Raw genomic sequence first — 10,310 nt, 5'->3', positions numbered from 1 at the left:
CTTGCGGGACCTGCCCCGCCTCGTCGGCCCCGACCTAGGAGTCGACCTGGAAATGGACCCTTCCAGGCTCCATGCCGAGGTTCTAACCCTGGCCGGACTTCTGGGCCTCGACCCCTTGGAGCTGGCCGTGCTCGGCGGCGAGGACTATGCCCTGGTCGGCACGGTGGGACCTTCGGACCGAGCGACCCTGGAGCAGGCCCTTCCAGACCGGGCCTCCATAATCGGCCAAGTCCGGACCGGCAAAAAACTGACCCTGAACGGCCGAGCTCTCGATCACGGCGGTTTCGACCATTTCTCGAAGCGATAGACAGGAAAAAATGATGAATGCCTCTTTGAATATCATCGGGCGGGTCCGCTCGCCGCTGACTGACCGGGCCTCCTGTCCCTTCTGGGGATCGCCCGAATGCCCGGAATCGTGGATCGAAATCGAGCCCGCCTATGTCGAGGCTCTCTTCCGTATGGATAGAGGACAGGACATCCTCGTCCTGACCTGGTTTCACATGGGCGACCGCTCCACACTTCAATGCCATCCCCAGGGAAATCAGGACCGGCCCATCCGCGGGGTCTTCACCACTCGGTCCCCGGACCGCCCCAATCCCGTTGGACTCCATCCGGTCCGGGTCCTGGAAATCGATGGAAACCGAATACGGGTCTGGCCCTTGGAGGCCATGGACGGCACACCCGTCATCGACATCAAATCCAACGGCCGTTCACTGTCGTCGGTCCAAAGTCTGGCCCACTCGGCCCTGGACGTGGAAACAAACATTATTGAAACCGGGCGCCTGGCCCGGGAACGGGGGCTGGTCAGCGGTCGAAGCGGCAACATCAGCGTCCGCCACGGACAGATCATGACCGTCACGGCCTCGGGCACGGACAAGGGCCGGCTCCGGTCCGGAGACCTCTGCCTCATGGACATCGAATCCGGCACCCGCCTGCAAGGGCCTCCCGCCTCGACGGAATCGACCATGCACATGGAAATCTACCGCCGTCAACCCGAGGCCCTGGCCGTGCTCCACACCCATCCGCCGCATCTCCTGGCCTGCCGGGCCCGGGCTGATGCTCCTCTTGAACGGCTGAACCTCTACGAGGCCCGACGGGCCCTGGCCGATCTGGCCTTTGTCCCCGCCATGGAGCCTGGGACCATTGAACTTGCTCAAGCCGTGGCTTTGGAGGTCGAACAACACCAGGCCGTGTTCATGACCCGGCACGGACTAGCGGTCTGGGGAAAGAATCTCGACGAGGCCCTAGCTGTCAGTGACGAGCTGGAAGGTCTGGCCCGCACGGCCCTGCTGGCCTGCTCATGAGGAAATCATGGCCGGACGTGGCGCAAGGAATGCCCACCGGATCCGTCCGGAATTCGGACGCCTGAATCGAATTCAGGTGCGGGCCGAAGACGGACATCCGATCCCCCTGTCCATCCTGACCCCGGCCGAAGAGCGAGGACTCCGGCCTTTCCGAGGTACGATTTTCGTCCCGCCACTTTTGGGCGGAGACCCCCTCCAGAATTTCGCCTTCTTCGCTCCCCTGCTGGACAGGGGATGGCATCTGGCCTCCCTTGGTTATCGAGGTCATCGCCGCACCCCTGGGTTCTTCGATCTGAAAAGCGCCCGCCAGGACACCCTGACAGCGGCCGAACATCTGGCCTGCCGCGATGGCACCGGCCCCCTGGTGGCCCTGGGAGCCTGTTTCGCCGCCCTTCCTGTCCTGTTCACCGCCTCGCGCAGACCGGGTCTGTTCCAGGGGCTGGTCTTCGTCAACGCTGTCCTGTCCCTTCGCCACATCTGCTCGCCGTCCGAGGCCCTGAGTCTCTGCCGTCGCCAGGGAACCGTCCGGCACCTCCTGGACCTGCCTGGATGGGCCCACGCCCTGGCCGTGGCCCTGTTTCCGGGCGTGGACTCATCCCGGGCCCACTTCGGAACCCTGGCCTTTGCCCGAGCCAAGACCTTGCGTTGCATGGTTCAATACTTTCTGACCGGAACTGTGGATGGTCCTCTCGGCTTCCACGGACCCTCTCTGTGCTGCTACGGTCGGCAAGACACCCTACTCCGGCTGGACTGTCCCAGAGGCCGGGCCCGGTACGAACGAAGATTCCGAGACGTCCTGCCCAGAGTCAGGTTCTTCCGTCATCCAGCCTGCCATTGGTGGAGAGGACAGGAACGGACCCTGGTAGGAACCCTGGCCGGGTTTCTCGATCAAATTTCCGAGGCCAATTCCAAGATGGTCGCCACCCGGTGATCGTATGTGTGACCATAAAGGATCGTTTCCCGCCAGGCCGCGGTGATCTCGCCCCGACGCCGTGGATCGCGGACCAATTTCCGGGCCAATGAGGCCGCCTCGTCGGGCGTCGAAAAGGAAACCGGATCAGTCAGGTGTCTGGGGAAGAGATCCAGCCCCGGAATCCGGTCCGTAAGCAGACACCCGCCAGCGACCCAGACGTCGAAGTGGCGCTGGGTCAGGGCTCCGGGTAAAAGCAGGCTGGTGGTGGTCAGGGTCACGGCCGAAAGGCGATAGATGTCCCGCAGGCCGTGGTAGTAGTCCACCGGAGGCAAAATCGTGACCTCGGAGCCAAGCAATTCCTTCCAGCCCTCGTCACCCACGACCTTGAGGCCCACAGCTCCGGCCACGGCCTCCAGCACGGCCGACCGCCAACCAAGCGAACAGATCTCCGCTCCCAGACCGGCCCGGCGGACCTCCCGGCCCGGCCAGAGCGACTGGGGCCCCAGTCGCTCAAGCCACCAGGAAAAATCCGGACGTCCGCCGGAGGCCATGAGGGCCTTGGCCTCAGGCAACAAAGCCTTGGGCACATCGAGTCCGGAGAAAAATCGGTCTCGGTTGGGAAAAGCGCTTCGGCCGACGAACACCGAATCCCAGACCGGGGGCCGGTCCAGATCTTGGCAGACAAACACGTCACTGTCCGCGGCCAGGGGTAGAAAGTGGGCCCGAGTACCCAGATTCCGGAGCAAATCCACGGCCCACGCGTCCGTGGTCAAGACGATCATGTCCCGCCAGAACGCTGTCTCCAGGCCCGAAAGCAGATGAAAGGGATTGTCCACGCACCAGGTGACCGGAACGACACCAGCTTCCCGAAGCAGGTGAAGATTCAGCCCGAACCGGTCCAGGCCCTGGAAATTGAGGCTGAAGAACAGATCGGGGCAGCCGTCCCGCAGAGCCAGAACGAGATCCTCCGGCCCGACGTTCTCGGCCAGGGATCGTACCTCGAATCCAGCTCTGCTGAAGGCCCTGCTGATCTCTAAAACCATCAAGGCCCCAGGGCCGTGAGCGAAAAGAACCCGCTTGGCCCCGCCCTGCCTCGGTCCGATCCCGGCAGCCCACAAGGTCGTCCGGGCCAGGATCGGCCCCCAGAAGGATGGGAAAAGCGATGCGTTCTGTCGAAAAATTCGCACCGTGCTCGTCCCGACCAGATTCGCGTCCAGGTCTTCGGGATCGATTCGTTTCCAGTCTCCGGGCACCATGTGACGCCACTTTGGGTCCATCTGACTCTCGAACTCAGGGCATTCCACAAAGCGGACCGGTCCCGGTCCTGTCAACAAGGCCGCGGCCGCCGGATCAGGACCCAGGCCCAAAAAAAGGTCCGGCCCGGCGCCGGTCGGGGTGGTAAAAGCCCCTGTGCCGGAGGCCAGCGACTTGGTCTGACCCTGCTCTGTCCTGATCTTTACACGTATGGGCTTGGCTGGCATGATGCTCCGTTCGCGTTGAACAACGACTGACGAAGATGAAAAAATACCGCGACCACTATTTCCTCAAGGCCAAGCAGGACAATTACCCGGCTCGATCGGTCTACAAGCTTAAGGAGATGGACCGGGCCTTTGGCCTTTTGGGCCCGGGGCTGAAGGTTCTGGACCTCGGAGCCTGTCCGGGCTCGTGGACCATGTACGCCGCGGAAAAGGTCGGCCCTTCGGGGCGGGTCCTGGCCGTAGATCTCAATCCCCTGCCCGTGGCCCTGCCCGGCCAGGCCACGTTTCTTCAGGAGGATGTCTTTGAACGTTCTCCGGGGTTCGAGACCCTGCTCCGGGAATGGAGCCCCTTCGACCTCGTACTGAGCGATATGGCCCCCAAGACCACCGGCATCAAACACGCTGATCAGGCCAAATCCCATTATCTGGCTGAGGAGGCTCTGGGTCTGGCCCGACTGGTCTTGAGGCCAGGCGGGAATTTCGCGGTCAAGATATTCTTCGGCCCCGACGTCCAAGGATTCACGATGATTTTGAGACAGGAATTTACCCAGGTCAAGACATTCAAGCCCAAAAGCTCCAGGTCCGAGAGCAAGGAAATCTTCCTCGTCGGCCGGGGGCGTAAACAGAAACCCAACGAAGGGCCGCCGGGAAACTGATCTCTGACGGCCCGTCCGACAAACCGCATCGGAGGGAAGCGCAATGGCCGGACATAGCAAATGGCACAATATCCAGCACCGCAAAGGACGTCAGGACGCCAAGCGGGGCAAGATCTTTACCAAGGTTACCAAGGAAATCATGCTTGCCGCCAGGGCTGGCGGCGGGGATCCCACAGCCAACAACCGGCTCCGGGCAGCCGTCGAGGCCGCCAAGGTCGTCAATCTGCCCAAAGACAAGATCGAGACGGCCATCAAAAAAGGCACCGGCGAGATCGCCGCCGATGCCATCGACGAGATCATGTACGAGGGTTACGGGCCAGGAGGCGTGGCCATCCTCGTTAACGCCGCCACCGACAACAAGAACCGGACCGTGGCCGAGGTCCGTCACATCCTGACCAAGAACGGCGGCTCCATGGGCGCGGCCGGATGCGTTGCCTGGATGTTTGACAATCGGGGGGTGCTCGAATTCGACAAAGACAAGTTCTCCGAGGACCAGCTCATGGAGATTGGTCTGGAGGCCGGAGCCGAGGATATCGTCGATGAAGGCTCCGTCTGGCAGGTCCGTACCGTGCCCGAGAACTTCCAGGCTGCCCGCGAGGCCTTCGACCAGGCTGGACTCGTCTACGAGAGCGCCGAGCTGACGATGATTCCCCAGACCACCGTAGCCGTGGACCACTCCACCGGCGAGAAGCTCTTGAAGCTCTGCGACGCCTTGGAAGACAACGATGACGTCCAGAACGTCTACGCCAACTTCGACCTTCCCGAGGATCTGCTGGCCGAGCTTGAAGGCTAGCTGATCCGCATCGTCTCCATGCCGGCCGACATCCTCGTTTTGGGCATCGACCCTGGTTCCCGATGCACGGGCTTCGGCCTGATCCGGGAATCCTCGGGCCAGGCCCAGCTCGTGGATGTCGGCACAATACGGCCCAAAGTCGACATGCCCCTGGCCGATCGCCTGTCGGCCATCTTCGCCCGGTTGCAGGAACTCATCCGTACCCACGCCCCTGAAGAGGCGGCCATGGAAAACGTCTTCCTGGCTCGCAACCCCTCCTCGGCCCTGAAGCTCGGCCAAGCCCGGGGGGCGGCTCTGGTGGCCTGCGGCCTTGCCGGTCTGTCGGTTTCCAGCTACGATGCCACGGTGATCAAGAAATCTGTGGTCGGAGCCGGAAAAGCCGACAAATCTCAGGTGGCCTTCATGGTTGGCCGCATCCTCGGATGCGCTCCTGCCTGGCCCTCCGATGCCAGTGACGCCCTGGCCGTGGCCATCTGCCACCTGAATCAGAGGCGCTTCAGGCGCCTGGCCGAGAGGTCCGGATCATGATCGCCCTGGTCCGCGGAACTCTGGTCGAAACCACTGAGCGATCCTGCGTGGTCCTCACTGGCGGCGGGGTCGGCTACGAGATTTTCCTGACCGAAACCGAACGCCTCCGCCTGCCCGACTCCGGGCAGGAAGTCGCCTTCTTCACCCAGACCGTTGTCCGAGAAGACTCCCTTGACCTCTACGGCTTCGCCTCCTGGGAGGAGCGCCGGGCCTTTTCCATCCTTCTGGGCGTCCCCAAACTGGGGCCTCGCACGGCCCTGGCCATGCTGGCCCATTTCCGGCCCTCGGAACTGGCCGAACTGGCCGCCCGGGAAGACACACACAGTCTGACCAAGGTCCCCGGCATCGGGGCCAAGTCGGCCCGCCGCATCATCCTCGATCTGCGGGATCGGCTTCAGCCCTTCCTGAATCCGGACCATGAGTCCGGGCAACGAACGGAAAGCCATGGCGGCGTTCTGTCCGACACCGTCAGCGCCCTCATCTCCCTGGGGTACTCCCAGGCTGAGGCCGCTCCGACGGTCCGGGCCATCCTTGACGCAGAACCCGATCTGGACGTGGCCGCGGCCCTCCGTCATGCGCTGAAAACCCTGTCCCGAGCAGGATCATGACCCAGCCCGCCGACGACACCATCAGACCCCGGAGTCTGGACGAATTTATTGGCCAGAACGATGTCCGGGCCAACCTCGGGGTCTACATCCGGGCCGCCCTGGAGCGTGGCCAGCACCTCGACCACTGTCTCCTCTACGGGAACCCGGGCCTGGGCAAGACCACCCTGGCCCAGATCATGGCCGGGGAGCTCGGGGTGAACATGGTCTCCACGTCGGGACCGGTCCTGGAGAGAAGCGGCGACCTGGCCGCCATCCTGACCAACCTGCGCCGCAACGACATCCTGTTCATCGACGAGATCCACCGCATGCCGGCCCATGTCGAGGAAATCCTCTACCCGGGCATGGAAGACTTCAAGCTGGACCTGATCATCGGCCAGGGCCCCGGGGCCAGGACAGTCAAGATCGACCTGGAGCCTTTCACCCTGGTCGGGGCCACCACCCGCATCGGGCTTCTGACATCTCCCCTACGGGACCGGTTTGGGGTCATCTGCCGTCTAGAGTTCTACGCCCCGGAACAGTTGGCAAATATTGTCCTTCGGGCGGCCCGCATTCTGGATACGACCATCACCATGGACGGGGCCATGGAAATAGGCCGCCGCGCCCGGGGCACCCCGCGCATCGCCAACCGGCTCCTGCGCCGGGTCCGAGACTTCGCCCTGGTAGCCGGTCAGCCGTCCATCGACGGAAAAATCGCCGCAAAGGCCCTGGACACCATGGACGTGGACCTTCACGGACTGGACATGATGGACCGCAAGATCCTTTCCTGCATCATCCGCAACTACGGGGGAGGCCCCGTGGGAGTAAAGACCATTGCAGTGGCCTGCTCCGAAGAGGTCAGGACCATCGAGGAGATCTACGAACCCTATCTGATCCAATGCGGATTTCTGAAACGGACCTCTCGGGGGCGGATGGCCACGCCCCTGGCCTATCGCCACATGCGCGAGCCATTGGCCTCATCCTTGAACCTGCCTTTTGGAGACGACGATGAACATCGTTGAGCCCGGTTTCGAAATCGTACTGCTGCCTGCCGGAGACCTCATCCTGGCCCACATCGAAAAGGCCGCCAGGATCTGCTACAAATCCGAGGACAAGATCGGCCCAGGGTCGGCCGAAAATCTCGTCAAACGCATCGTCCACATGGGGCATGAAAGCGTTATCGAACATGCCACGGCCACGGTCCGTATCACCTGCGACCGGGGTGTGAGCCACGAACTGGTCCGCCATCGACTGGCCTCCTTCAGCCAGGAGAGCACCCGGTACGCCAACTACGCCCAGGATCGATTCGGCCGGGAAATCACCGTCATCCGACCCTTCTTCTGGAATCCGGAATCCGAGGCCTTCCGTCTCTGGATGGAGGCCATGCAGACCGCCGAACAGGCCTATCTGGCCCTGGTCGACGCCGGTGCCACGGCCCAGGAGGCGAGAAGCGTCCTGCCCAACAGCCTGAAGACCGAAATCGTGATCACGGCCAATCTCAGGGAGTGGCGGCACATCTTCCGCCTGCGCTGCGCCAAGGCCTCACACCCCCAGATGCGCCAAATCATGCTCCCGCTTCTGGCCGAGTTCTCCCGGCGGATTCCGGTCCTCTTCGACGATCTCTGGGACGAGTTCGGCCACGATTTAAACGCCTTTGGCCCCCTGCTTCATTGAATGCCGGGGAATGAACGAACCTAGCTTTCTCCCCGCATTCTCTCAAAGACGACTCCGGCACTGTAGCTGCTCCGGACCAGAGGCGCGCTGAACACGTACTCGATTCCAGCCGCCCGTCCCCACTCGGCGTAGAGCTCGAACGTATCCGGATGAACATAGCGAGCCACAGGCGGGTGAAACCTGCTCGGCCGCATATACTGGCCCACCGTGGCAATCCGGCATCCCACTCCGGCCAGATCCTCCAGTACCGACCGCACCTGCTCGTCGTTCTCTCCAAGCCCGACCATCAGCCCACTCTTGGCCAGACCGCCAGCCTTGACGACCCGCCGCAACAATTCCAGGCTCTGTCCGTAGTCGGCCTGAGGCCTGATCCGCCGATACAAGGCCGGTGGGGTCTCCACGTTGTGGTTGATCACGTCCGACTCAGCCTCCAGAACCGTGGCCAGGGCCTCGGTCGAGCCCTGAAAGTCAGGGATGAGCACCTCTACCCGTGGCCTCTGACTTTCACCCGGACCGCCGTCCCGGAGCATCCGAATCGTTTCGGCAAAATGACCGGCCCCGCCGTCGGACAGGTCGTCCCGGGTGACCGATGTGACCACCACGTAGCGCAGCCCGAGTCGTTTGGCTGCCTCGGCCACCCGCCTCGGTTCGTCTGGGTCCGGGGGCTCCACCGGACCATGGGCGATGTTGCAAAATGCGCAGTTGCGAGTACAGACCGACCCGAGGATGAGGAAGGTAGCCGTCCTCTTGGCATAGCACTCGAAAATATTGGGACATTTGGCGTGGCTGCAGACCGTGTGCAGCCCCAGATCGGCCAGGAGTCGCCCGGTTCCCGAGTAGGCAGGAGTCCTCGGTAGACTAACCCGCAACCAGGGCGGAATTCTCAAATAGGGCTCGGAAACGGTCGGCGCAGACATCTTTGACCTCCTGCATGGATATGGTATCGGAGCCCAGTTCCAGATGGATCGACGTCGGCTGAACCCCTGTCAGTCCGCATGGGGTGATGAGCCGAAAAAGGGACAGGTCGGATCCGATGTTCAGGGCTAGTCCGTGATAGGAGGTCCAGCGCCGCATGCCGATGCCGATGGAGGCGATCTTGCGGGGCCCGATCCAGACCCCCGGCCGCCCAGTGACGCGCTCCCCGGCCAGACCGAACCGGGCCAGGGTCTGGATGACGACCTCTTCGAGATCGAAAAAGAACTTGGCCACCCCGCCCCGACGCGAGACGATCTTCAGGACCGGGTAGGCCACTAGTTGACCCGGAAAATGGCAGGTGATGTTTCCGCCCCGCTCGGCCTGAACCAGCTCGATTCCCATGGTTCTGAGACGGGCCTCGTCCATGAGCAGGTTCTCCCGGCCCCCGTGGCGACCCAGGGTGATGACCGGCGGATGCTCGAGCAAATAGACCGCGCCCTCCCCTCCGGCGGCGACCTGGGGCAGCCTGGCCAGTTGGACGGCCCTGGCCTCGGCGTAGCCGATCAGGCCCAGGTCGATGATCTCCATGGCATTTCCTCCTTCCGTCGCGAGGACTCTGGGTGGATCAATCTGCCCGGTCTGTCAAGAATGCAACAAAAAGAGGGCCTCCGGTCGGGACACCATCTCGACCCATTACAGCCGTATTCAAAAAAAAGCTGAGGATCATGGCCTATACATCGTCAAGCCTGTCGACAGCCCTGACGACGTCCTTTTCCTCCATGACCTTGGCCACTGACAGGCCTCGGCGCAGGAAATCCACCATACGTTCCATGGCCGGGGCCACGGTCTGGTAGAAAACCCGATATCCCGGGCAGAGATAATTCAGGCCCCGTTCGCCGTCGGGAGTCCGGCCGAAGCGGTGCTTGGGACAGCCGCCACGACAGGCGAACAGGTACTCGCAGGCCCGGCACTTGGCCGGCAGAGCGCCTTCCTTGGCCTGGCCAAAGCCCGTCTGAGCCACCGAGTCCACCATGTCCGCCAGGTTGTCTTTCAGAATGTTGCCCAGCCGATAGTCGGGATACATGAAGTGATCGCAGGAGTAGACGTCGCCTGTGTGCTCCAGGATGAGATTGCGGCCGCAGGTGGGGGCGAGATGGCAGACCCCGGGCCCGGCACCGGCCCATGCCCCCAGGGCCCACTCGAAATTCATGACAAAGACCCGGCCCACGTCGTTTCGCACCCATTCCCCGAAGATGTCGGCCAGAAATCGGCCATAGGCCCCGGGCTCAACGCTCCAGGGGGTCACGGCTTGGGTCTCGTCCTCTGGTGCGGCCAGGGACAGCCCCAGGCCCTTGCCCCGGGGGCCGAGTTCGCGCTCGACAATGGGGATGAACTGGATGAAACGCACGCCCTCGTCCCGTAAAAAACGATAGACCTCCAGGGGATGGGCCGATGTCTCGCGGTT

Annotated in this window: 13 protein-coding genes; 9 read left to right on the top strand and 4 right to left on the bottom strand. The window is 62.9% G+C overall.

Going from position 1 to position 10,310, the window contains the following annotated elements; genetic code table 11:
* The first annotated feature begins 52 nt into the window (after positions 1–52).
* The 3 genes from EOM25_09750 to EOM25_09740 are packed head-to-tail and all read left to right on the top strand — an operon-like array spanning position 53 to position 2,235.
* Entirely contained in the window at positions 53–307 is a 255-nt protein-coding gene (locus EOM25_09750) for a hypothetical protein (GenBank protein NCC25459.1), read from the top strand.
* Between the two features lie 10 nt (positions 308–317).
* Complete coding sequence (tsaA, locus tag EOM25_09745) at positions 318–1,304, top strand: tRNA (N6-threonylcarbamoyladenosine(37)-N6)-methyltransferase TrmO (protein ID NCC25458.1); 987 nt, start codon at positions 318–320, stop codon at positions 1,302–1,304.
* Between the two features lie 7 nt (positions 1,305–1,311).
* Positions 1,312–2,235 (top strand): hypothetical protein, encoded by a 924-nt coding sequence (locus tag EOM25_09740; protein ID NCC25457.1) that lies wholly within the window; start codon positions 1,312–1,314, stop codon positions 2,233–2,235.
* On the opposite strand, the gene EOM25_09735 is transcribed toward EOM25_09740, so the two are convergent.
* The gene (locus tag EOM25_09735) at positions 2,193–3,698 is read right to left on the bottom strand and encodes a hypothetical protein (protein NCC25456.1); all 1,506 of its coding nucleotides are present in this window, start codon (positions 3,696–3,698) and stop codon (positions 2,193–2,195) included. The two genes, EOM25_09740 and EOM25_09735, sit on opposite strands and share 43 nt — an antisense overlap.
* Before the next feature lie 35 nt (positions 3,699–3,733).
* Between EOM25_09735 and EOM25_09730 the strand changes: the two genes are divergently transcribed.
* The 6 genes from EOM25_09730 to thyX are packed head-to-tail and all read left to right on the top strand — an operon-like array spanning position 3,734 to position 7,930.
* Positions 3,734–4,351, top strand: coding sequence for an RlmE family RNA methyltransferase (locus EOM25_09730; GenBank protein NCC25455.1), 618 nt, complete (start codon positions 3,734–3,736; stop codon positions 4,349–4,351).
* Positions 4,352–4,394: 43 nt separating this feature from the next.
* Positions 4,395–5,144: a YebC/PmpR family DNA-binding transcriptional regulator gene (locus EOM25_09725; GenBank protein NCC25454.1), complete on the top strand. Its 750-nt coding sequence runs from the start codon at positions 4,395–4,397 to the stop codon at positions 5,142–5,144.
* A gap of 18 nt (positions 5,145–5,162) precedes the next feature.
* Positions 5,163–5,672, top strand: a complete 510-nt coding sequence (gene ruvC / locus EOM25_09720) for a crossover junction endodeoxyribonuclease RuvC (GenBank protein NCC25453.1) — start codon at positions 5,163–5,165, stop codon at positions 5,670–5,672.
* A complete protein-coding gene (ruvA, locus tag EOM25_09715; GenBank protein NCC25452.1) occupies positions 5,669–6,280 on the top strand; it encodes a Holliday junction branch migration protein RuvA in 612 nt (203 codons plus the stop codon). Before ruvC ends, ruvA begins: the two co-directional genes overlap by 4 nt.
* A complete protein-coding gene (gene ruvB / locus EOM25_09710) occupies positions 6,277–7,278 on the top strand; it encodes a Holliday junction branch migration DNA helicase RuvB (GenBank protein ID NCC25451.1) in 1,002 nt (333 codons plus the stop codon). Before ruvA ends, ruvB begins: the two co-directional genes overlap by 4 nt.
* A complete protein-coding gene (gene thyX, locus EOM25_09705) occupies positions 7,265–7,930 on the top strand; it encodes an FAD-dependent thymidylate synthase (GenBank protein NCC25450.1) in 666 nt (221 codons plus the stop codon). The genes ruvB and thyX overlap by 14 nt, the downstream gene beginning before the upstream one ends.
* Before the next feature lie 20 nt (positions 7,931–7,950).
* On the opposite strand, the gene lipA is transcribed toward thyX, so the two are convergent.
* The 3 genes from lipA to EOM25_09690 form a co-directional block, all read right to left on the bottom strand.
* Positions 7,951–8,847 carry a lipoyl synthase gene (lipA, locus tag EOM25_09700; GenBank protein NCC25449.1) on the bottom strand — a complete coding sequence of 299 codons (897 nt, stop codon included), beginning with the start codon at positions 8,845–8,847 and terminating at the stop codon, positions 7,951–7,953.
* A complete protein-coding gene (lipB, locus tag EOM25_09695) occupies positions 8,789–9,433 on the bottom strand; it encodes a lipoyl(octanoyl) transferase (protein ID NCC25448.1) in 645 nt (214 codons plus the stop codon). The genes lipA and lipB overlap by 59 nt, the downstream gene beginning before the upstream one ends.
* 142 nt (positions 9,434–9,575) lie before the next feature.
* On the bottom strand, positions 9,576–10,310 hold a 735-nt coding region (locus EOM25_09690), incomplete at its 5' end, for an SPASM domain-containing protein (GenBank protein ID NCC25447.1).

The organism is Deltaproteobacteria bacterium, assembly GCA_009929795.1.
Taxonomy (GTDB): domain Bacteria; phylum Desulfobacterota; class Desulfovibrionia; order Desulfovibrionales; family Desulfomicrobiaceae; genus RZZR01.
This window is presented reverse-complemented; position numbering and strand designations above follow the sequence as displayed.

Bases quoted from the DNA above. Each gene is read 5' to 3' on its own strand.
- EOM25_09725 (NCC25454.1), top strand. From the start codon at position 4,395: ATGGCCGGACATAGCAAATGGCACAATATCCAGCACCGCAAAGGACGT.
- tsaA (NCC25458.1), top strand. From the start codon at position 318: ATGATGAATGCCTCTTTGAATATCATCGGGCGGGTCCGCTCGCCGCTG.
- EOM25_09730 (NCC25455.1), top strand. From the start codon at position 3,734: ATGAAAAAATACCGCGACCACTATTTCCTCAAGGCCAAGCAGGACAAT.
- lipB (NCC25448.1), bottom strand. From the start codon at position 9,433: ATGGAGATCATCGACCTGGGCCTGATCGGCTACGCCGAGGCCAGGGCC.
- lipA (NCC25449.1), bottom strand. From the start codon at position 8,847: ATGTCTGCGCCGACCGTTTCCGAGCCCTATTTGAGAATTCCGCCCTGG.
- EOM25_09750 (NCC25459.1), top strand. From the start codon at position 53: ATGGACCCTTCCAGGCTCCATGCCGAGGTTCTAACCCTGGCCGGACTT.
- ruvA (NCC25452.1), top strand. From the start codon at position 5,669: ATGATCGCCCTGGTCCGCGGAACTCTGGTCGAAACCACTGAGCGATCC.
- ruvC (NCC25453.1), top strand. From the start codon at position 5,163: ATGCCGGCCGACATCCTCGTTTTGGGCATCGACCCTGGTTCCCGATGC.
- EOM25_09735 (NCC25456.1), bottom strand. From the start codon at position 3,698: ATGCCAGCCAAGCCCATACGTGTAAAGATCAGGACAGAGCAGGGTCAG.
- thyX (NCC25450.1), top strand. From the start codon at position 7,265: ATGAACATCGTTGAGCCCGGTTTCGAAATCGTACTGCTGCCTGCCGGA.
- ruvB (NCC25451.1), top strand. From the start codon at position 6,277: ATGACCCAGCCCGCCGACGACACCATCAGACCCCGGAGTCTGGACGAA.
- EOM25_09740 (NCC25457.1), top strand. From the start codon at position 1,312: ATGGCCGGACGTGGCGCAAGGAATGCCCACCGGATCCGTCCGGAATTC.